The following is a 25,013-nucleotide window of genomic DNA, read 5'->3' as shown; positions in this document are numbered from 1 at the left end:
CTTCTCAAAGTTTTCCTCCACAAAAGGCTTTCATTACAGTAATACCTACGCCTTCTTTTTTTAGACAACGATATAAATCCATACGTTCATCAAATTCATCAATGGCGAAGTCTTCAAACTTCAAATCATAAGCTGAATCAATACTAAACATGTCAATATCTAAAACTTGATGAACAAGTTTTAGCGAATGTGATGATAAATCAATATGATGAATAGTTGCTTTTTTTAATCTAATATATAATCTAAAGCACCATAATAGGTTTTAAATTCGTTGTCCAACCATACTCTTCTGATGAATATTCAACACCAAAATGAATTTGTAAGTAAATTTGATTACTTCTTGACTTACTTATTCTAAAGAATCTCCCCCTAAACTAATAATATTTATTTCTTCATTTCTATGTAGCAATTTTCTATATTCCGTTATTTTTCAAAATGACCTGCAACATCTTTCAAGTATTGAATAATTGATAAATGTTGTGGGCATACTCCTTCACATTGACCACATTCAACACAATCACTTGCTTTACCAAAGGTTTTTGTTAAGTTGTTGTAGTATTCTCCTTGTGGTGTCCATCCTTTTTCTTCTACTTCTTGTAAATCTGCATTATATAATGAAAAGTATTTTGGAATGGCAATATTCATAGGACAACCATCAACGCAATAAGCACATCCTGTACATGGGACAGTAATTGTTGAATTAATGGCAGTAACTGCTTTTTTAATTAAAGCATATTCTTCTTCATTTAATGGTTTAAAATTTTCCATATAACCTAAGTTATCTTCTAATTGTTCCATATTAGACATACCACTTAAAACCATCATAACGTTTTCTTGACTTGCTGCAAAACGAATAGCCCAAGAAGGAATTGACATATCCGGATGATATTCTTTAAACATCTTTTCAACTTTTTCTGGTACTTTCGCAAGTGTTCCACCTTTTACAGGTTCCATAACGATAACAGGTTTATGATGTTTTGTAGCTACTTCATAACATTTTCTTGATTGAACACCAACACTGTCCCAATCAAGATAGTTGATTTGTAATTGTACAAATTCAAATTCTGGGTGTTCTGTTAGAACTTGATCAAGCAATTCAGGACCATCATGATAAGAAAAACCAATAGTTTTAACTAAACCTTTTGCTTTTTTATCTTGTATCCAGTTAAAGCAATCTAATTCATTATAAACTTCAATACTATGTGTATTAATATCATGTAATAAATAATAATCAAAATATTCTACACCTGTTTTTGAAAGTTGTTCATTAAAGATATGATCACGATCTTCTTTTGTTTTAATAAAACCTGAATGTAATTTTGTTGCAAGTGTATAAGCATCTCTTGGGTAACGTGATACAAGTGCTTCTTTTGCTGCATTTTCACTTGCAAATCCACAATACATCCATGCAGTATCAAAATATGTAAAACCTTTTTCGATAAATGTGTCAACCATCTTTTTTGTTTGTTCAATATCGATTTTTGAAGCATCGTTTGGATCTAATGATGGTAAACGCATTAAACCAAAACCTAATTTCTTTTGACTCATTTCCTTTTTCCTCCTATTTATTTTCCTTAAATTAGCCTTCAAGTAAGTATTCTTACCTTTTATTATTTTATCATTCTTGTATAATTGAGGCAAATGCCTCTTTTAAATAGCACACTATGTCTTTTAAGCATGGAACAGATTAATCATCTATTTCAATAAGTTCATATTCTCTTGAACCATATCCAAGTGCTGAGGCTGCTTCAATGGTATGAATACCATGACGAGATTCAATTCTTTCAATTAAATGGTCTCTTCCCTTATCATTAGCATAAACTAAATCAATACATGCTTGATCAATAGCGATTGGATCCGTTGAAATTAAAATACCAATATCATCCATACATGGATCTTCTGCCACTGCACAACAATCGCAATCAACAGACATATTTTTCATAACATTGATATAAACAATGTTTCCTTTAAAATATTCATGAACTGACTTAGCTGCATCCGCCATTGATTCTAAAAACAAATCATGATCAGCTGTCCAAATCTTTTCAGGTTCTCCTGCCCCATGAATATAAGCTTTTCCATAAGATGAGGCACAACCAATTGAAAGTTGTTTTAAAGCGCCCCATAACCACCCATTGGATGTCCTTTAAAATGAGATAAAACAATCATTCCATCATAGTTTTTCATATCTTTTCCAACATAGTTTTTTTGAATCACTTTTCCTTCAGGAATATCTAGAATCATATCAGGACCTTCAGCATCCATTAAATCTACTTCAAAATATTTAGACCATCCATGTTTTTCAATTGTTTTTAAATGTTTTTCAGTTGTATTTCTAGATCCTTCATAAGCTGTATTACACTCCACAACTGTTCCATTTAACTTATCAATAATTGCTCTCCAAAAATCAGGTTTTAAAAAGTTTTGATTTCCTTCTTCCCCTGAATGAAGTTTAACAGCAATCTTTCCTATTAATTTTTTTCCTAATACTTCATACATTTCTAAAACCTTTTCAGGTGTTATTATTCTTGTAAAATAAACTTTTGATTTCATAAGTAATCCTCCTTTCAAACAAACTATAAACCTAAAGTTGAGTTTAGAGTCAAGAGGATTTTTAATATTTTTTAAAGTTTTCGTTCTCTTAAAATACCATGATAATTTCTATCAACACATGTCCCTTTTTCTACAAAACCAAGCATTGAATAATAATCTTCCAAAGTTTCATTTCCGCGTAAAGAATCTAATCTTAAATATTCTTTTCCTTTTTCTTTAGTGAAACTTTCTAAATAAGAAAAGAATAATTTTCCTGTTCCTTTTTGATAAGGATTAGAAGCCAAATTATGAATATAATACGCATTTGCTTGATCTTTCCAACGCGCATCTTCTTCTAATAAAACAGCTCCACATACAAGTTGATTCGTTTCTTGATCAATCAATCCATAGAGATGTCCTTTTTGCTTTCTTTTTCATAATATTCTAATGGATAAATAATTTCATAATCCCCTTTTTTCCATTGTTGTATCCTTTTTTGTTCGAACCAATCTATTCTTTCAAGAATGAGTTGAAACATTGCTTTTGCATCTTGTTTATCCAATTGTTTAAACATGTAGTTTTTCATCTTATTTACTCCTTATAATTTTTATTATTTTATCCTAATATTTCTTTTAAAACAATGTCTATTTATAAGTAAAACTTATAAAAATGATTAGAAAGAGATATTATTTATCTTAATATTTTCTTTATTATTTTTTATAAAGGAAAAAGGCAATATAAATACATATTTTAATGAAGTAAAGAAAAATTTTGTCTTTGGTTGTATACTAGATAAAGAAATAACAGTTACGGAAACACTTTGTGTTTAGGAGTTTATACAATGAATTAGTGAGATTTGTTAAAATGTATGGTACTCCTCTATTCAAGATGATGATGAAGAAATGATGATTTGGGTTTTAGAAATGATACTTGCAATGAGAACGAAAGAGAAAAGTAAAGTGTTCCCACTAAAATGATAAGCATAAATACCAATTTATTTGATAGCCACTTTAGAACGCCGAATACTTGTAAGCCACATAAAATCCAAATGACCTAAAAACGAACTTGTAAGCAACTTGAAATTTTAATGAGTAATTCTTTAAAATTATCAAAAAAAAATGAAATTTTTCATGAGATTCAGCAGAAATACCGATTTTTCATAAAAAATGACCTCAAAAATGAGTACAACACAAAATAATAGATAACAATATTGTTCTCAAAACATTCTCAGCGAAAAAAAGTGCCTGTAAATAGGCACTTTTAAGCGATTTGGATTATTCAAACTCAATTGTTCCTGGAGGTTTACTTGTAATATCATACATTACTCTGTTTACCCCACGAACTTCGTTTATAATACGTGACATAACTTTATTTAATACTTCATAAGGAATTTCTGCAGCTTCTGCTGTCATGAAATCGATAGTATTAACCGCACGTAAGGCGATTGCATAATCATAAGTTCTTTCATCACCCATAACTCCTACAGAACGCATGTTTGTAAGAGCAGCAAAGTATTGACCGATTGAACGATCTAATCCTGCATTAGCGATTTCTTCTCTATAGATCGCATCTGCATCTTGCACGATTTTTACTTTTTCAGCATTGACTTCACCAATAATACGAATACCAAGACCTGGTCCTGGGAATGGTTGCCTAAATACTAAGTATTCAGGAATTCCTAATTCTAAACCAACTTTACGTACTTCATCTTTGAATAAATCACGTAATGGTTCAATAATTTCTTTAAAATCAACATGATCTGGCAATCCACCAACATTATGATGTGATTTGATAACCGCAGATTCTCCACCAAGACCACTTTCAACAACATCTGGATAAATTGTTCCTTGTACTAAGAAATCAACTGCTCCAATTTTCTTTGCTTCTTCTTCAAAAACACGAATAAATTCTTCACCAATGATTTTACGTTTAGCTTCTGGTTCAGTAACACCTTTTAACTTTTCATAATATCTTTCTTGTGCATTTACTCTAATGAAATTTAATTCATAATTTCCATCAGGTCCAAAGACAGCTTCTACTTCATCCCCTTCGTTTTTACGAAGTAAACCATGATCTACAAAGACACAAGTTAATTGATTACCAATAGCTTTAGAAAGTAAAACGGCTGCAACAGATGAGTCAACACCACCTGATAAAGCACACAATACTTTACCATCACCAACTTTTTCTTTGATAGCTTTGATTTGTTCTTCAACGAAAGAATCCATGCGCCAATCACCAGCACAGTTACATACATCTAAAACAAAGTTAGAAAGCATTGTTTTACCATATTCACTATGTAAAACTTCTGGATGGAACTGAATCGCATATAAATCTTTTTCTTTATCTTCACAAGATGCTACTGGACAATCTTTTGTATGTGTTGTAATTTCAAAACCAGGTGCAATTTTTGAAATATAATCAAAATGTGACATCCAAACTGTAGATGTTTCAGGAACACCTTTTAAAATTTTAGATTGTGGTTGATCAACTAATAAAATTGATTTACCATATTCTCTTACATCTGCTCTTTCAACTTTTCCACCTAAAACATGTTGCATTAATTGAGCACCATAACATAAACCTAATACAGGAATACCTAATTCAAATAATTCTTTAGAATAAGTTGGTGAATCTTCTAAATAACAACTATTTGGTCCACCTGTTAAAATGATTCCTTTAGGATTCATTTCTTTAATTTTTTCTAAAGGTGTTTTATAAGAATAGATTTCACAATAAACATTGCATTCACGAACACGACGAGCAACTAATTGATTATATTGCCCACCGAAATCCATGACAATGACTAATTCTCTTTTCATGAAAGACCTCCTTTATTAAAATTTAATATCTTTTAAAACAACTGTTTGTTCTCTATCTGGTCCAACACTGAACATTCTTACTGGACAATGAACAAGTTCTTCGATTTTACGAATATAATTTTGACAATTTACTGGTAATTCTTCAAAAGATTTTACATGTGTAATATCTTCTTTCCATCCTGGTAATTCTTCATAAACAGGTTCACATCTTTCAATATCTTTAACAGTTGCAGGTAAACCATAAATTTCTTTACCATCTAATTTATAAGCTTTACAGATTTTGATTGTATCAAATCCACTCATAACATCTAATAACATTAATGAAATACCTGTTAAAGAAGACATTCTTCTTGATTGATTAACAACTACTGCATCAAACCAACCAGTTCTTCTTGGACGTTCAGTTACAGTACCATATTCATGTCCTCTTTCTCTAATTAAATCACCTGTTGCATCATTTAATTCAGTTGGGAATGGTCCTGATCCAACACGAGTTGTATAAGCTTTAATAATTCCAATTGCTTCTTTGATATATAAAGGTCCAATACCAGCCCCTTCAGATACCCCATTAGCTCCTGGATGTGATGATGTAACAAATGGATAAGTACCATAATCAATATCTAACATTGCTCCTTGAGCTCCTTCAAATAAGACTTTTTTATCTTCACGTAAATATTGATCTAATAACATACCTGTATCACAAACTAAAGGCTTAATAATTTTAGCGTATTCTTTATATTCTTCAAAAATACCTTCTACTGTAAACATATCTTTTAATTCAGGATATTCTGCCACTTTCATTGGGAAAGTTTCTTTTAATCTTTCTAAGAATAATTCTTCATCAATGAATTCTCCCATTCGAATACCAATACGACTATATTTGTCTACATAAGCAGGTCCAATACCTCTTTTTGTAGTTCCAATACTTTTATCACCTTTTCTCTTTTCTTGCAATTCATCAATTTCAAGATGATAAGGTAAAATCACATGACAACGATCTGAAATTCTAATTTTGCTTGTATCAATACCACCATCATTTAAATATTTTACTTCTTCTAAAAATGCTTTAGGGTTAACAACCATCCCATTTCCCATGATTACTTCATGCCCAGAGAAAATACCTGATGGTATTAATTTTAAAGCAAATTTCTTACCACCATAAACAATGGTATGACCTGCATTATTTCCTCCAGCATAACGACATACAACATCTGCTTTTTGTGCAAGATAATCGGTAACTTTTCCTTTACCTTCATCTCCCCACATACTTCCTACAACAACTACACCAGCCATAATTCATTTCCACCTTTCTATCATTGGCTTTTTCATACATTTTTATTATATGCTATATTTTAATATAAGTAAAATTAATATATAATATATTTGATATAAGGAGTACTAATATGATAAAACTAGAACAATATAAGATATTTAACGAAGCGGCTTCTACCCTTTCTTTTTCAAAAGCAGCCAAAAATCTTTTCATTTCTCAATCCGCTGTTTCTCAAACAATCCATGCTTTAGAAAAAGAACTCAATACTCAACTCTTCATTCGTTTAAACAAAGGCGTTACTCTTACTAAAGAAGGGATGCTCCTTCATAAAAACATTACTGAAGCCCTTGCTTTAATTACCAGTGTTGAAAATGAACTTTCTCATTATAATGAATTACTTTCAGGACAGTTAAATATTGGTGCGGGTGATTCAATTTGTGAAAATTACTTAATTGATTTATTAAAACAATTTCATCATCTTTATCCAACAATCAAAATCAATGTTGTCAATGGAACTTCTATTGAAACAGTTGAACATTTAAAAAATGGAACGATTGATCTTGCCTTTATCAATCTTCCTTTTGATGATGAAAGTCTAGCGATGAAAGAATGTTTAACAATTCATGATATCTTTATTTCTAAAGAAAAAGATGATCATCTTTACAGCTATCAAGAAATTGCGAAAAAGAATCTTATTCTTTTAGAAAAATCAAGTAATTCAAGAAATTATATTGATAAATACTTTGCTAAACATGGAATTTTATTAAATCCTGAAATGGAATTAGGAGCCCATCACTTACTCTTAGAATTTACTCATGCCAATTTAGGAAATGCGTGTGTTGTTAAAGAATTCTCTCATGATTTTTTAGACAAAAATAAAGTTTATGAAATACAATTAAAAAAGCCCCTTCCTTCAAGAAGCATTGGCTATACTTATCTTAAAAGAAGAAGCTTATCACAAGCAACTTTAAAATTTATCGAATTAATTGATCAATTTGATAAATCAATTTAGATTCTAATTTAGGTAAAGAAAGACTTGCTTTGACAAGTAAAGGAATATCGAAAGATATTTCTTTTTCTTTATATTTTAATAACACATGAACAATTTCACCTAATGGATGTTCCTTCAAAGTTAAATGAATAAAGACTGGCCCTCCATTATTAACAAAATAATCACTTAATGAAAAATCACATTCATTTAATATCGTAAAACCATTGACCTTTTTCATCACTTCTTCAAACAAATTAGGATTTTCTACAAGATAATCCTTTAATTTTTCTTCAATCATTTTCTTTGTTTGCTTAACAAGTTCATCGGCTTCACTTTGATGTTTTGCTTTAACCCCTAGTCTTACCCTTACATACTCTTCAGAAGCATACAAAGCAATAGAAATATCTTTTTGACTTTGAACAATATCATCAATCAAAGTAGCCGCTGCTGATTCACCAATGCCTTGTGTTACTAAGTCGTACGTATAAATTTTCGCTTGGCGATATTTTTCTAAATAAGGTTTTAGTTGATGATCAACTACATAAGTCATCTCTTTAGGTGGTCCAGGAAGATTAACAATCATTTTTTTATCTTTAGACATCACACAGCCATTGGCTGTTCCAATAGGATTATCTAACACATAACAATTTTTAGGAAAGTAAGCTTGTTTAAAGTTATTATCACTAACTTTATCAAGTTGTGTTACAAAGCAACATTTATCATTGACTTTCTTTACTTCATCTTCATCAAAAATCATTTCTAATCCTAAATATTTTGCGGATAATTCTTTTGTAAGATCATCCTCAGTAGGTCCTAATCCTCCTGTAGTAATGACACAATCACATCCTCTATTAAAAGCAATATCTAAACAATCTAAAAATCTTTGTGGATTATCACCCACCACCGTTTGAAAGAAAACATTAAAACCTAATTCCTTACACATTTTTTGTAAATAAGTTGCATTAGTATTGATAATTTCACCAAGTAATAGTTCAGTTCCTACATTAATAATTTCTACATTCATAACCGTCCTCCTTTACAAAAAAAGAAGCGTAAAACACTTCTAAATTAATGAAAATCCTAAAAAACTAACCACCATCATAATTACACCAGCAAGTAAAACTCCTAGCATAACGGCAATCGTTGTTGATTTAAAATCCATATCTAAAATACTAGCTGCAAGTGTTCCTGTCCATGCACCTGTCCCTGGAAGTGGAATTCCTACAAATAATAATAAAGCAACAAAAGTACTTCTTCCTACTTTCTCTTGAAGTTTCTTTCCACCTCTTTCACCTTTGTCTAAACACCAAGTGAAAAATTTACCAATAACTGGTTTATCACAACCCCATACTAAAACCTTTCTAGCAAATAAGTAAATAAAAGGTACAGGTACCATATTAGCAAGAATACAAACAATATAAGATGGAATAATTGGTAATCCTAATCCTTGAGAAACAGGAATTGCTCCTCTAAGTTCAATTAAAGGTACCATTGATATTAATGCAATATATAAATAATTCATCTAAAGTCTCCTTTTTTAACATCCTCATTATAACAAACCAAACGGATTTGACAACATCCTTTTATTTTCTACGATATGCAACTTGGTTAAAAGTATACTTGTCTACACGATAATAAGTATACCCATATTCAATACATTTACCATTATGTAAGCATGTAATCGATAAAACTCTAAGCAAAGGTGTCACTGGATCAACTTGTAAATATTTTCCTAGTTCTTCACCCGCTAAAACCGCATCAATTTGTTGATCGGAAAAAGCAATATGTAAATTGAGATCATTTTCAAAATGATTAAATAAAGATGTACTGGATACTTCTAAAGGAATATCTCCTGTTAAATCATAATTACAGTAATCATCTTCAAAACATAAAGGCTCTCCGTTTACAAGTCTTACACGTTTAACGTGCCATACTTTATTATCTTCTAAAGCCATTTCTTTTTTCATTAAAGCTGTAGCTTCTTCAAGTTCATTTAAAACAACATGACTTGTACAATCTTCTTTTTTCTTAGCACAATCTTCTGTAACACTGTTTAATCCATCAAAACTTTTAAATCTGGATTTTTTACAAACAAATGAACCTACCTTAGGTACAGAATAAATCACATTTTCATTAATCAACTCTGTTAAAGCTTGGCGCACTGTCATTCGGGTAACACCAAAAAGTTCACACAAAGCATGTTCACTTTCAATTTGTTCATTTTCATTATATTTTTCATCTTCAATATTTTGAATAATATATTCTTTAATCTTGACATATTGTGGTTTTCTTTTCACCATAACATCATCCCCTCGGCATGTACTATACCATATATAAACATGTTTTGAAAAGAAAAAGAAGCAAATTTCTTTGCTTCTAAATTTCGCTACCTTCAAATTGTGATTGATAAAGTGAGGCATAGAATCCACCTTTTTCTAACAATTCATCATGATTACCAATTTCTACAATATCGCCATCCTTCATGACAATGATTGTATTGGCATCACGAATTGTTGATAAACGATGTGCAATAACAAAACTTGTGCGCCCTTCCATTAATTTTTCCATACCTTTTTGTATAAGAACTTCTGTACGAGTATCGACCGAAGATGTTGCTTCATCTAAAATAAGAATTTTAGGATCTTTTAGAAATGCTCTCGCAATTGTCAATAATTGTTTTTGACCTTGTGAAATATTTGAAGTTTCTTCATCAAGAATCGTATCATAACCATTTTCTAAAGTATTGACAAAGTGATCTACATACGCCATTTCACAAGCATTTCTTACTTCTTCATCACTGGCATCTAGTTTACCATACATTAAGTTTTCTTTAATTGTTCCGTTAAAAAGCCATGTGTCTTGTAAAACCATTCCAAATAAGCTTCTTAAATCATGCCTTGAAAAATCTTTAATATCATGACCATCAATCATAATAGAGCCTTTATTTAATTCATAAAAACGCATTAACAATTTAACAATCGTTGTTTTTCCTGCACCGGTTGGACCAACAATAGCCACCGTTTGCCCAGCATGAACATGCATATTAAAATCATGAATAATTGTTTTTTCTGGAAGATAACCAAAGTTTACTTGATTGAAAGTAACTGAACCATGTAATTTTTCAACTTCATTTTTTTCAATTTTAACTGTTTCAGTTTCTAATTCTTCTTCCTCTAAAAATTCAAATACACGTTCAGCTGCCGCTGCTGTACTTTGTAACATATTCATTGTTTGAGCAAGTTGAGCAATAGGTTGATTGAATTGGCGTACATATTGGATAAATGCTTGAATATCACCAATCGTAATCGTATTACCCCCTGCTAAAAAACCACCTAATAAACAAACACTTACATATCCTAAGTTTCCTACAAAGTTACTTAAAGGTTGCATTAAACCTGATAAAAATTGAGATTTCCATGCTGAATCATAAAGCGCATCATTATATTCATTAAAAGTTTTAACAGAATCTTCTTCCCCATTAAATGCTTTGACAACATCATGAGCACCATACATTTCTTCAATATGTCCATTGACATCCCCTAAACTTTTTTGTTGTCTACTAAAATACTTTTGGGAATGTTTCATAACAAACATAATAAGTAACATGGAAAGTGGTAAAACAAGTACAGCAATCAATGTCATCTTTACAGAGATGGTAAGCATCATAATAAAGATTCCAACAACTGTAACAGAAGATGTAATCACTTGCGATAAACTTTGATTGAGTGATTGAGCAATTGTATCAATATCATTGGTTACCCTACTTAAAGTGTCTCCACTAGAATGTCTATCAAAATAACTTAAAGGCATTCTTGACATCTTCTTAGATAAAGAGCTTCTTAAATCATAAGCAACTTTTTGTGAAATCGAAGATGTAATAAATCCTTGAATAAAACTAAAAAGTGCACTAACAAGATAAAAACCAACAAGAATCAAACAGATCATACCAATATAATCAAAATCAATTCCTCCTGTATTACTTACCTTTGCCATAATTCCTTCAGATAATTTATCTGTTGCTTTAGCAAGAATCTTTGGTCCTACAATCGTAAAAATCGTTGACCCTACCGCAAAAATAATAACAACCGCTAATTTAAAATAATAAGGTTTTAAATAAACAAATAATTTCTTTAATGTTCCTTTAAAATTCTTGGCTTTTTCACCATTTCCTCTCATTCCATGACCCATTGGTCCACGAGGCCCTTGTCTTCTTCTTTCATTACTCATGACTTAGTTCCTCCTTAGATAATTGAGAATAAGCAATTTCTTGATAAACTTGACATGATTTCATTAATTCATCATGTGTTCCTTTACCAACAATTTGACCTTCATCAAGGACAATGATTTGATCTGCCTCCATAATAGAAGCAATACGTTGTCCTACTAATAAAACTGTACTTTGTGTCTTTTTCACTAGCTGATTTAATTCTTGACGAAGTTTAGCATCTGTTTTGAAATCAAGTGCTGAAAAACTATCATCAAAAATATAAATATCTGGATTTTTCGCAATAGCACGAGCAATCGCAAGTCTTTGTTTTTGACCCCCTGAAACATTTGTACCACCTTGTGAAATTTCCGTATCTAAGCGTTCTTCTTTTTGATCAATAAATTCTTTTGCTTGAGCAATACGAATGACTTCTTCTAATTCTTCATCCGTTGCCTCTGGTGCGCCATATTTTAAATTAGAACGAATTGTTCCTGAAAATAAATTTCCTTTTTGAGGAACAAGTCCAATATGATTACGTAATTCATGTTGTGTCATATCACGAACATCAACACCACTAACTTTAATACTTCCTTTACTAACTTCATAAAAACGAGGAACTAAATTAATAAGCGTCGATTTCCCCGAACCCGTTGAACCGATAAATGCTGTTGTTTGTCCTGGTTTAGCAACAAAATCAATATCTTTTAACACTGGTTCATTTGCTCCTGGATACGCAAAAGAAACATGATTAAATTCAACAAGACCTTTTTTACATTCATCTAAAGCAATTGGATTTGTAGGATCTTGAATTGTCGGCTTAGTTTCAATAATTTCATAAACACGATTAGCAGCAACACTGGCACGAGGTAACATGATAGCAATCATCGCAATCATTAAAAAGGACATAATAATTTGCATTGCGTATTGCATAAAAGCCATCATTTGTCCAATCGCTAAGTTTCCTAAATCAATTTGTTTAGAACCATAATAGACAATCACTAAAGTAACTACATTAAAGATAAACATCATAATTGGCATAATTGAAGCCATTGATCTATTAACAAATAAGTTTAAATTTGTAACATCTTTATTGGCTTTATCAAAACGATCTTCACTATGTTTTTCATTACCAAAAGCACGGATAACAAGCATTCCTGATAAATTTTCACGCATTGTTAAATTTAAACGGTCAATTAAATTTTGAATAATTTTGAATTTTGGCATAACTACAGCAAAAGCAACAGCCATGACTCCAAAAATAACAAGAATAACAACTGCAATAATCCAAGCCATTGAAGGTGAATCTGTTAAAACTTTAATTAAAGCACCAATTCCGATAATTGGAGCAAAACAAACAATACGTAAAAGCATCATTGTTACATTTTGTACTTGGGTAATATCATTTGTTGTACGTGTAATTAATGAAGCTGTAGAAAAATGATTGAATTCTTCATTTGAAAAACTTTCAACTTTTTCAAAGACATCTTTTCTTAAAGCACGAGCGACCCCTGCCCCAACTTTGGTCGCAAAGAATGCAACTGAAATCGCAGCAAGTGTTCCGATTAAAGCAATTCCCAACATCTTTAAACCTGTTTTTAAAATATAATCCGTTTGAACTTTATCAATATCTGCACCTAATTTTTTATATTCCGCTTTAACACCATTACCAGCGGCAATTTTCAAAGTACTTTCTCCCATGGTATCCATCTTTTTATCAATGTCTTCAAACATCTTTGCTTTTTGACTTTCATCCATAAAAGAAATAGCATCATAAACCGTCATATTGGGCGGTAATTGACCGAATTTCTCTTGATATTCTTTACTAGAAGTATCCATGCTATCAAGAGAAGTAATAAGCAACATCGGTTTCATTAAAATATTTTCTAACTTACTTTCTTCATCACTTGATAAATCTTTTAATTGATATACTGTTTTCCCTTTTGCTTTAGGAAAAGTATCAAGCATCTCTTGATCTACTTTATTGATTTTTTTATAATCGTTTTTTACTGTCTTTTGATCTTTTTGATCAACAAACAATAATAAATGTTGATATGTTTCTTCTGTTAAGACATCTGAAATAGGTGAAGAAAATCCTCCCGCTTGAATTCCTACTGAAACAATATCACTCATATAATCGGGTAAAGTTAATTCTGTTTGTGCTTGTACAAACAATAAACAAATACAAGCTAAGATCAAGTACCAGAATTTCTTTAAATATCCTTTAATCTTGATCATCTAATTCCTCCTTCATCAAACGAATATTCTTTTCAAAGATTTGACAATACGCTTTCATTCTATCTAAATCTTCTTTATTTATTCCTTCAAATAAGCGTGTGGTAAATATTTTCATATCATCTTTACAACTTTTAATTTCTTTGTTTCCCTTTTCCGTAATATGTAATGTGACATTTCTTTTATCATGTCTACTTACAACTTTTTCAATAAAACCTGCTTTTTCTAAACGTTGTAACCTTACTGATAACGTTGCTGGTGTAATTTTCAAACATTCAGCAAGTATTTTTTGATTTGGATGATCAAATCGATCAATAAGAGCTAACAAATAACGTTGATCAGCTGATAAGCCTTCTATGCTACTTTTTTTACTCGTAAATTCATGAATAATTTTATGAAGAGATTTAAATTGTAGAAAGATCTCTTTAATATCTTCAAATTCCAATGGATCCATAAGACGCCTCCTTTTATTAGTTAGTATGCTAAATATTATAGTTAGCGCACTAATCAATGTCAATATATTTAGTACACTAATTAATTTTTTTATAATGAAAAGTTAAATTCCACTTTAGATATGTCAAAGTTGATTTTAGTCTTTCACAAACTTCCAGTGGATTTTACTCTTACAGTTGAACTTACTTTTACACTTCCTTTGTGGAATTTACTTTTTCTCTTGTATAATTATTATGATATCTGTTTTCTTCTTTCATGAAAGGTCGATCACTATGTCTACCAACAATAAAAATCTACATCTTACTGATCAAGACATAATCATCATTGAAAAAGGTATCGAAAACGGTCCTACTAAAACCGCTATCACTTTGACCCTTGGCAAAGACAAATCTACCATCGGCAAAGGAATCATATCTCGCAGATTTCAAACTTACAAATCTTCTTATAATCCTGCATGCGCAAATAAGGATGAATGCTCTCACAATCACGTATGTTCCGGTTGTCCTGATTTTAAACCCTTTAAATGTTATATTTGTCCTATAGAAATAGATTTGAAAAAACTGGGATTGAACTGTCAAGAAAAAGCGGATCTCATGGTTTCACATATCAACTCTCAGTCAAAAGAAAATCTAAAGGCAAAATCACCTTTAGAAATGATGGAGTTTTTGAATTCTGAACTTTATAAAAGATTCATTGAATATGGAATTGAAAAAATCGAAAGAGATCAAATTGTTTTAAAACCCTACTTATTAAAAGATAAAAAATAAAATCATTCAAAGAATGTATGAAACAAGGTAGCAGATTGACAATCCAACGTATTATCCAAGTGGAATTTAGTCTTACACCTCGAAAAAATGATGAAATCCCATAGCTTTAATGTGCTCTAAATAGTCTCAGTTTCTACTAATCTCATTATTTTTTACATTTTAAGAACTTAATTCAACCTATAAAATAAAAAGAATATCAGGAAAAGCTCCTAATATCCTTATGATTTCTACTTTATGAAAGACTTAATTCTACTTTTATTTTTTCTTTTTTTAAAGTGGAATTTAACTTTTCACTTTAGTAATTTATTTATAAAAATATTTATTCAAAGTTTCTATAAGTTCAGCATAAATAACCGTATTTTTTATCATTGAATGTTTATCGTTTTCTGTATTAACAACAAGTCTTCCTCTAATAGCAAGAAACATGCCAATTTCACCTACATCATCCATCATTCCTTCAAGTCCTTTCCACAATTGAACTGAAAAAACATCCCACGATTCATAACCTATTTCCAAAGGAAATGGCTTTTTAACCTCAATATCGATAAAGGCTTTATCATGAACATGATAAACACTTTTAACGATTCTTCCTACTACTGAAATTGAATTTAACATTTACTTTCCTCCTTAAATAACATCGTAAATAAATTCAATTCCTGTATCATCATAAAACCGCTAAATAGCCTATTTAAATGCATAAGTGGTAGAAGATTACTCTTCTACCACTACGAATGCTACTGCATAATTATTTTCATGAGAAATAGAAACATGTCCATTTCTGTTTAATAAATAAGGACATCCCTGTTGATCATTTAAACAACAAATTTCTTTTAAAGATGCGGGACCACATGCCTTTATATACGCTTCCTTCACTGCAAAGCGACCACCTAAAAATTCTCTTTTTGCTTTTTCATTTTTCTTTTGACAAAAGATTTTTAGTTCTTCTTCATGAAGAATTTTTTTAGCAAGGCTATCTAATGATGTTAATCTTCTTAAATCACAAATATCTACACCAATACCTTTAATCATAACCTAGTCCTTAAACTTCTTTTCATATAAACTCATTAATTCATCTAAAGACATATTATCATCGATTTCATCAATTAATGTTGTCTTTTCTTCATCTTTATTTGCACCAAAATCTAATTTAAATTCACCTGTTCTTTCTTCAATGATTTTTAATTGATCTTGTTCTTCTTTTACGATGTTTGCAATATTTCTTAAATTATCTTCCACAGTTGGAAGTTTTTCTTCTTCATCTTCAACTGTTTCTGTAGTTTCACTTTCTTCAATATTTTCAATAGTTTCTTCTGTTTCTTCATTTGCTGAAGTTAAGATTGCTTCGCTTTCTTCTTCTACAACCTTTTCTTCAAAATTTCCATAATACGGTGAAATAACTTGAATAAGTGAATTATCTTTTTTCTTTGATTTTTTTACAGAGGGCTTTTTAGTTACCTTTTCTGTTTCAATTTTTTCTTCTTTCATTCCAAATATAGGTGAAATAATATCAATCATTTCATATCCTTTTTTAGAAATAGGTTCTTCAACTTTAGGTGCTGTTTGTTTTATGTTTTTTTTGGGAACTTCTTTGGCTTTTTCCTTTTTTGAAGCTTCTACTTTCTTTTTGTTTGCTTCTTGTTCTTTTTTAAATTCTTCATCATAAATTAATGGTTTTGAGAATTTTTCATTTCTTCTTTGTTCTACGATGGGATCTACAGTTTCAAAGATATCTTCATCATTTGCTCTTTTAAAAAAATTTTTAAACATAACTAGACTTCCTTTCTTATGATAATGAATCAATAAAATCAATAATTTCTTCTTTTGTCTTTCTTAATTTACTTACAAAACGCCCAATTTCTTTTCCTTGATCAAATGCTACAAAAGAAGGAATTCCTAAGATATCCAACTCTTGACATAATTCAAGCATTTCATCTCGGTTAACACTATAAAAAATATAATCTTGATATTGTTCAACAATTTCACCAATAAATGGTTTAATAAACATACAATCTGGACACCAATTCGCTGTAAATAATAAAATCGATTTATTTTGAATTGCTTTTTTATAATCATCTACTGTTTTTATTTCAATAAATTTATCCATTATTCTTCTCCATTGTATCACTTAAAATCATTTTATAAATAGGTCCATTCACTGAAAACTTTCTTTCATATTCTGTCATAATATTATCTTCAGCTTCAGGCGAATTATGTAAATCTAAACTCACGTAATCAAGATGATAATGATTTTCTGTAACAGATTGTAATGAATATTCAAATAATCCTCTATTATCTGTTTTAAATTCAATTAAGCCATCTTTTTTTAATAATTGACGATAAACATTTAAAAAATCAGGAGATGTTAAACGTCTTTTAGCATGTCTTTTTTTAGGCCATGGATCACTAAAATTTAAAAATAAGTGATCAATTTCTCCTTTTTCAAAAACATTTAATAATTCTAATGCATCATAATGCATCAATTTTAAATTATCTAATTTTTCCTGTTTGTTTATTTTATTAATAGCTGCCGCTAAAACGCTTGGAAACTTTTCAATTCCAATATAATTATTTTCTGGATGCTTTAAAGCATTTTGATAAATAAAATCACCTTTCCCCATTCCAATTTCAACAAACACAGGTTTATTTTCTTTGAATAATTGGTGATATTTACCCTTATGAGATTCAGGATCCAAAATAACAAAATCCGCATTTTCTTCCATAATATCATAAGCCTTTGGGTTGTTTCTTAATCTCACAAAAAATCCTCCTTATAAATCATTCATTAAATCATTGAGCTCTTCTTCACTTAGTTCGCGATACTCACCAAGTTTTAAATTCTCATCTAATTTCAAATTTCTCATTTGTATTCTTTTTAAATAAGTTACTTTCTTTCCTACTTTTTCCACCATCTTTTTTACTTGGTGGAATTTTCCTTCAAAAATTTCAATCAAAACTTCACATGTATTTTCATTTGTATTTAAAATTGTTAAATGTGAACTTTGACATTGATAATGATCAATCATCATTCCTTTTTCAAATTCAAGTACATCCTCTTGATTCATAATACCGTCGACTTTTGCATAATATAATTTAGAATGGTGTCTGCTTGGTGCTAACAACTTATGCGCAAAATCACCATCATTTGTAAGTAATAACAATCCTTCTGTGTCTAAATCAAGTCTACCTACAGGAAAAAGATCATATTGATGATAACCTTTTATTAAATCAACAACTGTTGGATGTACATTATCTTTTGTTGCAGAAACATAACCTGAAGGTTTATTAAGCATAAGATAAACATAAGGCTTATAATTTATAGGTTGTCCATCAAAAAGAATTTGATCCTTTTCATAATCTACTTTAAAATCATCCTTTTTAATGATTTGTCCATTAACTTGAACATACCCTTTTCTTATATACGTTTTAACTTCTTTTCTTGTTCCAATACCATAATGAGCTAAAAGCTTATCAAGACGCATTGCCATTTAATATTACATACCTTTCTTCTAGTATTCCGTTATTTTCATATGTAAAATAGATTTTTACTTTAAACTCTGTTTTGGTTGTTAGACCTGACAAATTAATTCCTTTATAAAATCCTTCTTCTTTATTTACATAATTTGGTTTTAAAGAAAAAGAATTTTCTTCTAATAAACCAATACTTGGTATATCTTTATTCTTTTTTTCTACATATGCAATTGCTTTAATATTATCCATTTCTATTTGTGGAGCATTAATAATAACATCATAACGAATTTGATCATTCGATGTTTTATTAACAACCAATTGAATTGAACATTCCTCACATTCTGTTTGGAAATTATGAGATGATGTTACTAATTGATAATACTGGCGGTATTGATTATATAACTGTTTTGAGACAGTATCTTGATTTTGTGTGTTTTGACAACCAGTTAATATTAAAAATAGTATCAAAAAAACAAAAAACCTTTTCATATATAATCACCCACTCCATTATAGCATATCAAACTTGTAAAAAAAAATTAAAATAGGAAATTTCCTATTTTAATTTAAAAGTTCCACATTCTGTTTCTTGTTCTTCACAAGGCGAACTACAATTACATTTTGAAACACGAATTTCATTTGCTTTGCAGCAATCATTTTGATCATGATAAGCACATGTTGTAACAGAACATCTTACATCCTTTGCCATGATTTCACCTCCATAATTGAGTTTAAACAATTTTCTTTTTTTTATACTTTTTAATCTTCATAAAGGATAAAACAACTAAAAGAATATTCCAGTTCTGCCGAAAAACACATTGCTACTTGGTACTTCATGTCAATAATTCGTTTTCCTTTTTCTAAAAAATCATTGATTTCATCTTGCAAATCCAATTCGTGACTACATTCAATTATTTTTATTTTCATAAAATGATTTTAACAAAAATCATTTAAAAAAATTGTCAACTATTGATTGATTTCAACAGCAAATTGAACATTAAATTCTTTATCAGTATCTAAAGCTACACAGCTTTCCTTTTCTTTAAATTCACCATCAAAATCAACATAATCTGCATGTCCAATCCATGGTTCAATAGCAAGTAAACCACCAACATGTTTCGCTGTCCATAAACCTACATGATCAAATCCTTGCATATGGAAAACAATTGATTTTTGATGATTTAATGATTTGATTGAAATATTTTCTGATTTAAAATCTTTAATAACAATCGCATCATTATTAAATAGTTGTTGTCTTACAAAAAATCTCTTTTCATGATCAAAGAATGGTAATTGTACATGTGACATCCCTCTTTTAGCCACATCAATTACTTTTTGATTACGTGTTTCATATTCAGCAAATTCTACGTAATAATCATTACTTGATTCATTTTCCATAAATGGGCAAGCAAAAGCAGGATGTCCACCCACTTGGAAATAAATTGTTTGATGATCTTTATTTTTTACATTAATAAAACAAGTTAATGTATTTTCTACTAATTTATAAGTCACATTAAGTTCAAATAAAAATGGATATTGTTTAATAATTTCATCATTTGATACAAGTGTAAATGTTACTTCAGTTTGACTTTGATTTTTAATTTCAAATTCATTATGACGGGCAAATCCATGTTGTGTCATATGATATTCTTTTCCATCAATACGACATGTATCATTTTTAATAGCTCCTACAATTGGAAATAAAATAGGTGCACTGTTGGCCCATTGGCAAGCATCTCTTTTCCACATATAGTTAATATGATCTTGATTTCCAACAATAGAAATAATTTCTGCTCCTTTTGGGTGTAAGTTTACTGTTAAATATTGGTTTGATAATTCTACCATGATAATCCTCCTTGTCTATATAAACATTATAGCATAGATTAATTTTAATAAAAAAAGAAAAAGACATTAATTGTCTTTACCTTCTATTTTTTTGAAATGTCGATAGCTATACAGTAGCTATCAAGTAGAGTATCATTCATAGTTTTAGCCAATTTTTGATAAAAAATTTCAAAATGCCAGTAGACATACAGTAGCTATACAGTAGATAGCAAGTTAGAAATGTGTCAAAAATATGTCAAAAATAAATTTGATTGCTTTTTTGCAATTATTATCCCTATATATTATAAGGATAGAGAAAATTAAAAACCAAACAAAAAAATTGCCTACCCAAATTAATTGAGTAGGCTTTTTATGTACATTAGAAATTTAGCCATGATCATAGGCTGAATGGTCATGGTCTATACCTAAAATATGAAATATAGCCTGACATTTTTTGCTTCTATATCCTATTAAACGATATTTGTTTCCTCCAAATCTAATAACCCACACCTTAGTATCTTTAGCAAGGTCCAATTCATTTTGAGGATCTAGTGCATTAAAATTAATTTGAGAATATTCTAATAATTCTCTTCCACCTTGAAATTTATTTTTATTTCTCAAGGATTCCCATCCATCAGTACTCATTCTACTTAAACAATCATGGAAAGCATTTAAGACATCTATATCGTCTCTAAAATTTCTGCTTCCTTTAAATCCTTTTAAATTATACTTATCTTGATTTGTAAGATACTTAAAAGAAAATAATATCGTATCATGGTCATTCATAAACAAACATTTTATTTTTATTTCTTGCTTAGATATTTTATTATTTTCTTGTTTTCGTTTTAATTTTCCCATTAGTCAGTAATGTATGTTTTTTCAAAATAATCTTTTATCAAAGGTAAAGGAATCACTTCATTTCTTTGCGTTTTTAACCAAGGTTCTTCTTGGTGAGTCATATTTCTTAATCCCCATGCAGAATATTTACCAAAAATATCATATACTTCTTCTAAAACTGCAGTTGTATTATTATCAATAGAATTATCATAATCCCCTTGATATTCTATTCCATTTGAACCATTATTTTTATATTCATGATAAATTTCTTCTACAACAGGTCCATGAGCCCAGTTTACAATTTGCTCATTGAATAATGGTTCATTCTTTAATGCTAAATAACATCCTTGAGCATAATACAATAATTTTTGCAATTTTAAATTGGATATTAAATCAGCATCTTCTTCTTCTAGAATTTTATCATTGTACCACAAAAACCATTTTGCTACTGTTAAAGCAGAATATTTCCCTTTCATAATCATCTTCCTCCATACAAACAAGTCACATTAATGTAAAGTTATTCACATTTTCAACGTTATTATAGCAACGTTATTCACAATTTGGCAACATTTTTTCTCATTTAGAAACCTTTTAAACTCCTTTATAACACTTTATATTACTTTAAATTACTCTATTTTATTTATATGTCATATTTTATAAAAAAATACATCAAAATAAAAAAAGACCTGCCATTATAAGCAGGTCAAATGTAAAATATTCAGTTGTGTTGACGTTGAATTATTATACTAAAATAAATAGTTATAATACATATAATATTTTACTACTTAATTATACATCATTTAAAAGCAAAAAGTGAAACAATGTTTTTAGACATCATTTCACTTCATTTATTGAATAGTGAAAAATAAAAACATTCACTAAACCCTAACCATAATCATTATATCATTTGAATGATTAACATCCAATTAATTTTAAAATTGTCTTTCTTCCTGCAACACCATCAACGTTTAATCCTCTATCTCTTTGAAATTGTTTTACAGCTTTTTCTAAACCATCACCGAAAATACCTGGGCATTCAACACCATTTACATTATAGCCACGGCACATTAAAGCAATTTCTACAGCAGTAACTAAATATTGTTTTTCTCCATTTTTAACATAATGTTTTCCTAACGCTTCTTTTGATTTAGTACCAAAAGCACCATCTACAGCTAATGATTCTTTGTAATCTAAATTAATCGCATGTTGGAAACAACGAGCAATGTTTGCCAATGTTTTTGTTCCGCAAATACCATCAGTTGAAATTGTATGACCTGTAAAATTAATAGAATGTTGTTGTCCTCTTGATACGACTGAATCTTTATTTGGATTGACTGCAGGAGTAGGAACAGTAGTTGCTGTTGAAGTCCCTAGATTTCCAACAGTTGAATTAACAATGTTATTTTTGAAGTTTTGCCAAATTGCATCTTCTAACAATCCATTACAATTAGGACATAATTTACCATTGACATCATAATGACGATATACACGATCAATAGTAATATTGTATTTGCTCATTAAAGCTCTTGCTAATGCATAGGTATTTGCTAATGTTTCATCACAAATATGAACAGTTCCATCTTTGTGATTATCACACATTTCAATTGAAATTGAGTTTGTATTTGTGATTACTTTATACATTGGATGATGATTTGATTGACATTTACCACCTACAGCATAAGCAACATAATCATCTGGAACTGATTGAGTTACTGAATTATCATCGACAAAGTAATGTGCAGATGCTTTTACTACATTGTTTGCAAAGTATTTTCCATTTGCTTCATCACTATCACCATCATTACTTGTATAATGAATAACTAAGTATTTGATTTTAGAAGTATCTCTTTTACTTCCATAATTACCTTGATTTGCTAAATTTTGTTTTAATACATATGACATTTTATTTCCCTCCTATAATGTAATTCCTTCAATTTCAGCTCTAATTTCTAAAGTTCTAATATAATTACCCATATAAGATTTTTGCTCTTTTAACAGTTCTAATGAGCAACTAGGCGTAAAATTTAAAGTTCCTGCTTCATATTTAATTGTCATAGCATGTAATTTGTCATAACGAATTTTTGCTTGATAATATTCAGCTTTAAATCTTTCTTTGTAATCTGCACTAATCATCCCAATGGCTGTTTGAGGTAAATCATTTACATCATATTCTCTATAAGCATCTTCAAATGGCTTTTTAGGAGACCAACTTTCATAATCGTCTGAATACTTAACTAAATATCCTTCATCATTAGGGTTTTCATCTTTTGGAATAGTCCATCCACGATATTTGTTGTAATCTCCTCTTGTCATTGGTTTTGCTTCAATTAATTTAACTCCTACATATTGTTTCACACTTATTCTCCTCCTAATATAAAAGAGAGCTATTCGCTCTCTTCATTTTTATTAAAATGTAACTGTTCTACTTCTTCTTTCATGTGAGTTACCATTCCATTCCCGCCTAAATCATGGTAAGCGCCATACATTTCATTGAAATTTTCATATGCATAGCTTGGAATGTTCCCTCTTTTAGTGTATTTGGAATGATATTCAATAAGTTGTACCCTTAAAAGAAGCATAGTACCACGTGAATTTGCATCACGTGATTTTTTTTGATTTTGTAATAACCATACGATATAGCCTAATACAATAGGTAAAGCAATAGTGTATGTTTGCATCAAAATTTCTTGCATACACACACCTCTAATTTTCTTTATTTTCAATCAAGCGTGTAAAAGCTTGATGAAGTCCAGTGGATGCCAAACCACAAATAGCACCACCTACTACTGTTTCTACAGTAATATTATTCATTACAATGCAATTTAAAATTGCACCTTCAATAAATACGATTGTAGGAATGTATTTATTATCTACATCCTTAATCCATTTTTTTACAACGTAACCTGTTGCTAAACATCCAGCCATAACGACTGGAACAAAATAATTAGTAATAAAACTTAGATCCATATTTATTTTCCTCACTTTCTAATCTTCCAACATATATTCAATAGACATAAGCTCTCTTGGAGATAAATCAGCTTTTTCAACATCATCAAGAGATAGTTTTTTAATATCTACTTTAACCTCTTCATTTTGAAGTTTTTTAATTTCTTTTTCCAAAGCTTCTAATTTATCAGCTGGAACATTGTATTGGTTAGTGTCTTTATCAATGATTGGTTTACCGTTTTCATCTTTATTAGCAAATTCTTCTAATAATTTTGTACGAACATCATCAAATACTTTAACTTCGCCTTCAATAGCTTTGATGTTTTTACCAATACGAAAAGCCACAACACTAGACATTCCATGAGCATTATTTAATTTGTTAAGAGCTTCCATGCTGTCTAAAATATCTTTAATTACCATTTGAGACATCTCCTAACATTTTTTCTTGTTGCTCAAATGCACTATCTTCAAACTCAGCTTCAATTCTTCGAATCTCAACTTTATTTGCTTTGTAAAGTTCCATATTTTGAATATAATCTGTACTGAATGAAATATTATTCGTATTAGAATCAATAGTAGCTGATAATGTTTTAATTAAGTTATCATCTACATAAATTTCTTTTCTCATTGTGAGATTTTTAGTTTCTTTAACTGTTAAAGCCAT

At 29.7% G+C, this 25,013-nt stretch carries 32 protein-coding genes and 1 pseudogene; 2 read left to right on the top strand and 31 right to left on the bottom strand.

Annotated features, from left to right (window positions below):
- Nucleotides 1-4: 4 nt before the first annotated feature.
- The 7 genes and pseudogenes from C7U55_RS13495 to C7U55_RS02770 all read right to left on the bottom strand — a co-directional run bounded on the left by C7U55_RS13495 (nucleotide 5) and on the right by C7U55_RS02770 (nucleotide 6,647).
- Entirely contained in the window at nucleotides 5-151 is a 147-nt protein-coding gene (locus tag C7U55_RS13495) for a hypothetical protein (protein WP_155522372.1), read from the bottom strand.
- Between the two features lie 272 nt (nucleotides 152-423).
- Entirely contained in the window at nucleotides 424-1,548 is a 1,125-nt protein-coding gene (locus tag C7U55_RS02795; RefSeq protein ID WP_106987249.1) for an aldo/keto reductase, read from the bottom strand.
- Nucleotides 1,549-1,687: 139 nt separating this feature from the next.
- A pseudogene (locus C7U55_RS02790) lies at nucleotides 1,688-2,499 on the bottom strand (DUF362 domain-containing protein).
- A gap of 125 nt (nucleotides 2,500-2,624) precedes the next feature.
- On the bottom strand, nucleotides 2,625-2,936 hold the full coding sequence (locus C7U55_RS02785; RefSeq protein WP_106987248.1) for a hypothetical protein: 312 nt from the start codon (nucleotides 2,934-2,936) through the stop codon (nucleotides 2,625-2,627).
- Entirely contained in the window at nucleotides 2,933-3,118 is a 186-nt protein-coding gene (locus C7U55_RS02780) for a hypothetical protein (protein ID WP_048923804.1), read from the bottom strand. The genes C7U55_RS02785 and C7U55_RS02780 overlap by 4 nt, the downstream gene beginning before the upstream one ends.
- 688 nt (nucleotides 3,119-3,806) lie before the next feature.
- Entirely contained in the window at nucleotides 3,807-5,354 is a 1,548-nt protein-coding gene (guaA, locus tag C7U55_RS02775; RefSeq protein ID WP_106987247.1) for a glutamine-hydrolyzing GMP synthase, read from the bottom strand.
- Nucleotides 5,355-5,369: 15 nt separating this feature from the next.
- The gene (locus C7U55_RS02770; RefSeq protein ID WP_106987246.1) at nucleotides 5,370-6,647 is read right to left on the bottom strand and encodes an adenylosuccinate synthase; all 1,278 of its coding nucleotides are present in this window, start codon (nucleotides 6,645-6,647) and stop codon (nucleotides 5,370-5,372) included.
- Between the two features lie 110 nt (nucleotides 6,648-6,757).
- On the opposite strand from C7U55_RS02770, the gene C7U55_RS02765 reads away from it, so the two are divergent.
- Nucleotides 6,758-7,639: a LysR family transcriptional regulator gene (locus C7U55_RS02765; protein WP_106987245.1), complete on the top strand. Its 882-nt coding sequence runs from the start codon at nucleotides 6,758-6,760 to the stop codon at nucleotides 7,637-7,639.
- Here C7U55_RS02765 and C7U55_RS02760 read toward each other — a convergent pair.
- The 6 genes from C7U55_RS02760 to C7U55_RS02735 all read right to left on the bottom strand — a co-directional run bounded on the left by C7U55_RS02760 (nucleotide 7,602) and on the right by C7U55_RS02735 (nucleotide 14,511).
- Entirely contained in the window at nucleotides 7,602-8,642 is a 1,041-nt protein-coding gene (locus C7U55_RS02760; protein ID WP_106987244.1) for a molybdopterin-binding protein, read from the bottom strand. The genes C7U55_RS02765 and C7U55_RS02760 overlap by 38 nt on opposite strands.
- Before the next feature lie 39 nt (nucleotides 8,643-8,681).
- Nucleotides 8,682-9,140 carry a COG2426 family protein gene (locus C7U55_RS02755; RefSeq protein ID WP_022001761.1) on the bottom strand — a complete coding sequence of 153 codons (459 nt, stop codon included), beginning with the start codon at nucleotides 9,138-9,140 and terminating at the stop codon, nucleotides 8,682-8,684.
- Between the two features lie 61 nt (nucleotides 9,141-9,201).
- Nucleotides 9,202-9,918 (bottom strand): GntR family transcriptional regulator, encoded by a 717-nt coding sequence (locus C7U55_RS02750; RefSeq protein ID WP_162297397.1) that lies wholly within the window; start codon nucleotides 9,916-9,918, stop codon nucleotides 9,202-9,204.
- A gap of 76 nt (nucleotides 9,919-9,994) precedes the next feature.
- Nucleotides 9,995-11,845 (bottom strand): ABC transporter ATP-binding protein, encoded by a 1,851-nt coding sequence (locus C7U55_RS02745; protein ID WP_106987242.1) that lies wholly within the window; start codon nucleotides 11,843-11,845, stop codon nucleotides 9,995-9,997.
- Complete coding sequence (locus C7U55_RS02740; RefSeq protein ID WP_106987241.1) at nucleotides 11,838-14,060, bottom strand: ABC transporter ATP-binding protein; 2,223 nt, start codon at nucleotides 14,058-14,060, stop codon at nucleotides 11,838-11,840. The genes C7U55_RS02745 and C7U55_RS02740 overlap by 8 nt, the downstream gene beginning before the upstream one ends.
- The gene (locus C7U55_RS02735; protein ID WP_106987240.1) at nucleotides 14,047-14,511 is read right to left on the bottom strand and encodes a MarR family winged helix-turn-helix transcriptional regulator; all 465 of its coding nucleotides are present in this window, start codon (nucleotides 14,509-14,511) and stop codon (nucleotides 14,047-14,049) included. Before C7U55_RS02735 ends, C7U55_RS02740 begins: the two co-directional genes overlap by 14 nt.
- 271 nt (nucleotides 14,512-14,782) lie before the next feature.
- Here C7U55_RS02735 and C7U55_RS02730 point away from each other — a divergent pair, with 271 nt between their 5' ends.
- Nucleotides 14,783-15,277: a helix-turn-helix domain-containing protein gene (locus C7U55_RS02730; RefSeq protein WP_164488709.1), complete on the top strand. Its 495-nt coding sequence runs from the start codon at nucleotides 14,783-14,785 to the stop codon at nucleotides 15,275-15,277.
- A 303-nt stretch (nucleotides 15,278-15,580) separates the two neighbouring features.
- Here C7U55_RS02730 and C7U55_RS02725 read toward each other — a convergent pair whose 3' ends face one another.
- The 18 genes from C7U55_RS02725 to C7U55_RS02635 form a co-directional block, all read right to left on the bottom strand.
- Nucleotides 15,581-15,892, bottom strand: a complete 312-nt coding sequence (locus C7U55_RS02725; RefSeq protein WP_106987239.1) for a hypothetical protein — start codon at nucleotides 15,890-15,892, stop codon at nucleotides 15,581-15,583.
- Between the two features lie 96 nt (nucleotides 15,893-15,988).
- The gene (locus tag C7U55_RS02720; RefSeq protein ID WP_048923823.1) at nucleotides 15,989-16,306 is read right to left on the bottom strand and encodes a holo-ACP synthase; all 318 of its coding nucleotides are present in this window, start codon (nucleotides 16,304-16,306) and stop codon (nucleotides 15,989-15,991) included.
- Nucleotides 16,307-16,309: 3 nt separating this feature from the next.
- The gene (locus C7U55_RS02715; RefSeq protein ID WP_106987350.1) at nucleotides 16,310-17,044 is read right to left on the bottom strand and encodes a hypothetical protein; all 735 of its coding nucleotides are present in this window, start codon (nucleotides 17,042-17,044) and stop codon (nucleotides 16,310-16,312) included.
- A 16-nt stretch (nucleotides 17,045-17,060) separates the two neighbouring features.
- The gene (locus C7U55_RS02710) at nucleotides 17,061-17,381 is read right to left on the bottom strand and encodes a thioredoxin family protein (RefSeq protein WP_106987238.1); all 321 of its coding nucleotides are present in this window, start codon (nucleotides 17,379-17,381) and stop codon (nucleotides 17,061-17,063) included.
- Nucleotides 17,374-18,033: a tRNA (guanosine(46)-N7)-methyltransferase TrmB gene (trmB, locus tag C7U55_RS02705; protein WP_106987237.1), complete on the bottom strand. Its 660-nt coding sequence runs from the start codon at nucleotides 18,031-18,033 to the stop codon at nucleotides 17,374-17,376. The genes C7U55_RS02710 and trmB overlap by 8 nt, the downstream gene beginning before the upstream one ends.
- Nucleotides 18,034-18,045: 12 nt before the next feature.
- Nucleotides 18,046-18,762, bottom strand: a complete 717-nt coding sequence (locus C7U55_RS02700) for a pseudouridine synthase (RefSeq protein WP_106987236.1) — start codon at nucleotides 18,760-18,762, stop codon at nucleotides 18,046-18,048.
- Complete coding sequence (locus C7U55_RS02695) at nucleotides 18,746-19,234, bottom strand: MACPF domain-containing protein (RefSeq protein ID WP_106987235.1); 489 nt, start codon at nucleotides 19,232-19,234, stop codon at nucleotides 18,746-18,748. Before C7U55_RS02695 ends, C7U55_RS02700 begins: the two co-directional genes overlap by 17 nt.
- A gap of 64 nt (nucleotides 19,235-19,298) precedes the next feature.
- Nucleotides 19,299-19,451 carry a DUF1540 domain-containing protein gene (locus tag C7U55_RS02690; protein ID WP_106987234.1) on the bottom strand — a complete coding sequence of 51 codons (153 nt, stop codon included), beginning with the start codon at nucleotides 19,449-19,451 and terminating at the stop codon, nucleotides 19,299-19,301.
- Between the two features lie 50 nt (nucleotides 19,452-19,501).
- Nucleotides 19,502-19,669 carry a sporulation protein Cse60 gene (locus tag C7U55_RS02685; protein WP_106987233.1) on the bottom strand — a complete coding sequence of 56 codons (168 nt, stop codon included), beginning with the start codon at nucleotides 19,667-19,669 and terminating at the stop codon, nucleotides 19,502-19,504.
- Nucleotides 19,670-19,708: 39 nt separating this feature from the next.
- A complete protein-coding gene (locus tag C7U55_RS02680) occupies nucleotides 19,709-20,587 on the bottom strand; it encodes an aldose 1-epimerase family protein (RefSeq protein ID WP_106987232.1) in 879 nt (292 codons plus the stop codon).
- A 366-nt stretch (nucleotides 20,588-20,953) separates the two neighbouring features.
- A complete protein-coding gene (locus tag C7U55_RS02675) occupies nucleotides 20,954-21,424 on the bottom strand; it encodes a hypothetical protein (RefSeq protein ID WP_106987231.1) in 471 nt (156 codons plus the stop codon).
- Entirely contained in the window at nucleotides 21,424-21,879 is a 456-nt protein-coding gene (locus C7U55_RS02670) for a Panacea domain-containing protein (RefSeq protein ID WP_106987230.1), read from the bottom strand. The genes C7U55_RS02675 and C7U55_RS02670 overlap by 1 nt, the downstream gene beginning before the upstream one ends.
- A 439-nt stretch (nucleotides 21,880-22,318) precedes the next feature.
- Nucleotides 22,319-23,305: a peptidoglycan recognition protein family protein gene (locus tag C7U55_RS02665; RefSeq protein ID WP_106987229.1), complete on the bottom strand. Its 987-nt coding sequence runs from the start codon at nucleotides 23,303-23,305 to the stop codon at nucleotides 22,319-22,321.
- A 12-nt stretch (nucleotides 23,306-23,317) separates the two neighbouring features.
- Nucleotides 23,318-23,758, bottom strand: a complete 441-nt coding sequence (locus C7U55_RS13870; RefSeq protein WP_239985142.1) for a crAss001_48 related protein — start codon at nucleotides 23,756-23,758, stop codon at nucleotides 23,318-23,320.
- Between the two features lie 29 nt (nucleotides 23,759-23,787).
- Entirely contained in the window at nucleotides 23,788-24,096 is a 309-nt protein-coding gene (locus C7U55_RS02650) for a hypothetical protein (protein WP_106987228.1), read from the bottom strand.
- Between the two features lie 10 nt (nucleotides 24,097-24,106).
- On the bottom strand, nucleotides 24,107-24,370 hold the full coding sequence (locus C7U55_RS02645) for a phage holin family protein (protein WP_106987227.1): 264 nt from the start codon (nucleotides 24,368-24,370) through the stop codon (nucleotides 24,107-24,109).
- Nucleotides 24,371-24,388: 18 nt separating this feature from the next.
- A complete protein-coding gene (locus tag C7U55_RS02640; RefSeq protein WP_106987226.1) occupies nucleotides 24,389-24,769 on the bottom strand; it encodes a hypothetical protein in 381 nt (126 codons plus the stop codon).
- Nucleotides 24,759-25,013: a hypothetical protein gene (locus tag C7U55_RS02635; protein ID WP_106987225.1), complete on the bottom strand. Its 255-nt coding sequence runs from the start codon at nucleotides 25,011-25,013 to the stop codon at nucleotides 24,759-24,761. The genes C7U55_RS02640 and C7U55_RS02635 overlap by 11 nt, the downstream gene beginning before the upstream one ends.

Origin of the sequence: Faecalibacillus faecis (assembly GCF_003024675.1) — a bacterium.
GTDB lineage: Bacteria > Bacillota_I > Bacilli_A > Erysipelotrichales > Coprobacillaceae > Faecalibacillus > Faecalibacillus faecis.
The sequence above is the reverse complement of the archived record's forward strand: the minus strand, read 5'-3'. Positions and strand labels throughout refer to the sequence as shown.

Coding starts and splice junctions, on each gene's coding strand:
- C7U55_RS02750 (WP_162297397.1), bottom strand. CDS start 9,918: ATGGTGAAAAGAAAACCACAATATGTCAAGATTAAAGAATATATTATT.
- C7U55_RS02770 (WP_106987246.1), bottom strand. CDS start 6,647: ATGGCTGGTGTAGTTGTTGTAGGAAGTATGTGGGGAGATGAAGGTAAA.
- C7U55_RS13495 (WP_155522372.1), bottom strand. CDS start 151: ATGTTTAGTATTGATTCAGCTTATGATTTGAAGTTTGAAGACTTCGCC.
- C7U55_RS02700 (WP_106987236.1), bottom strand. CDS start 18,762: ATGGCAATGCGTCTTGATAAGCTTTTAGCTCATTATGGTATTGGAACA.
- C7U55_RS02635 (WP_106987225.1), bottom strand. CDS start 25,013: ATGGCTTTAACAGTTAAAGAAACTAAAAATCTCACAATGAGAAAAGAA.
- C7U55_RS02710 (WP_106987238.1), bottom strand. CDS start 17,381: ATGGATAAATTTATTGAAATAAAAACAGTAGATGATTATAAAAAAGCA.
- C7U55_RS02665 (WP_106987229.1), bottom strand. CDS start 23,305: ATGTCATATGTATTAAAACAAAATTTAGCAAATCAAGGTAATTATGGA.
- C7U55_RS02715 (WP_106987350.1), bottom strand. CDS start 17,044: ATGTTTAAAAATTTTTTTAAAAGAGCAAATGATGAAGATATCTTTGAA.
- C7U55_RS02670 (WP_106987230.1), bottom strand. CDS start 21,879: ATGAAAGGGAAATATTCTGCTTTAACAGTAGCAAAATGGTTTTTGTGG.
- C7U55_RS02735 (WP_106987240.1), bottom strand. CDS start 14,511: ATGGATCCATTGGAATTTGAAGATATTAAAGAGATCTTTCTACAATTT.
- C7U55_RS02675 (WP_106987231.1), bottom strand. CDS start 21,424: ATGGGAAAATTAAAACGAAAACAAGAAAATAATAAAATATCTAAGCAA.
- C7U55_RS02640 (WP_106987226.1), bottom strand. CDS start 24,769: ATGGTAATTAAAGATATTTTAGACAGCATGGAAGCTCTTAACAAATTA.
- C7U55_RS02725 (WP_106987239.1), bottom strand. CDS start 15,892: ATGTTAAATTCAATTTCAGTAGTAGGAAGAATCGTTAAAAGTGTTTAT.
- C7U55_RS02745 (WP_106987242.1), bottom strand. CDS start 11,845: ATGAGTAATGAAAGAAGAAGACAAGGGCCTCGTGGACCAATGGGTCAT.
- C7U55_RS02685 (WP_106987233.1), bottom strand. CDS start 19,669: ATGAAAATAAAAATAATTGAATGTAGTCACGAATTGGATTTGCAAGAT.
- guaA (WP_106987247.1), bottom strand. CDS start 5,354: ATGAAAAGAGAATTAGTCATTGTCATGGATTTCGGTGGGCAATATAAT.
- C7U55_RS02730 (WP_164488709.1), top strand. CDS start 14,783: ATGTCTACCAACAATAAAAATCTACATCTTACTGATCAAGACATAATC.
- C7U55_RS02650 (WP_106987228.1), bottom strand. CDS start 24,096: ATGCAAGAAATTTTGATGCAAACATACACTATTGCTTTACCTATTGTA.
- C7U55_RS02720 (WP_048923823.1), bottom strand. CDS start 16,306: ATGATTAAAGGTATTGGTGTAGATATTTGTGATTTAAGAAGATTAACA.
- C7U55_RS02780 (WP_048923804.1), bottom strand. CDS start 3,118: ATGAAAAACTACATGTTTAAACAATTGGATAAACAAGATGCAAAAGCA.
- C7U55_RS02695 (WP_106987235.1), bottom strand. CDS start 19,234: ATGAAAAGGTTTTTTGTTTTTTTGATACTATTTTTAATATTAACTGGT.
- C7U55_RS02755 (WP_022001761.1), bottom strand. CDS start 9,140: ATGAATTATTTATATATTGCATTAATATCAATGGTACCTTTAATTGAA.
- C7U55_RS02795 (WP_106987249.1), bottom strand. CDS start 1,548: ATGAGTCAAAAGAAATTAGGTTTTGGTTTAATGCGTTTACCATCATTA.
- C7U55_RS02765 (WP_106987245.1), top strand. CDS start 6,758: ATGATAAAACTAGAACAATATAAGATATTTAACGAAGCGGCTTCTACC.
- C7U55_RS02645 (WP_106987227.1), bottom strand. CDS start 24,370: ATGGATCTAAGTTTTATTACTAATTATTTTGTTCCAGTCGTTATGGCT.
- C7U55_RS02680 (WP_106987232.1), bottom strand. CDS start 20,587: ATGGTAGAATTATCAAACCAATATTTAACAGTAAACTTACACCCAAAA.
- C7U55_RS02760 (WP_106987244.1), bottom strand. CDS start 8,642: ATGAATGTAGAAATTATTAATGTAGGAACTGAACTATTACTTGGTGAA.
- C7U55_RS02690 (WP_106987234.1), bottom strand. CDS start 19,451: ATGGCAAAGGATGTAAGATGTTCTGTTACAACATGTGCTTATCATGAT.
- C7U55_RS02740 (WP_106987241.1), bottom strand. CDS start 14,060: ATGATCAAGATTAAAGGATATTTAAAGAAATTCTGGTACTTGATCTTA.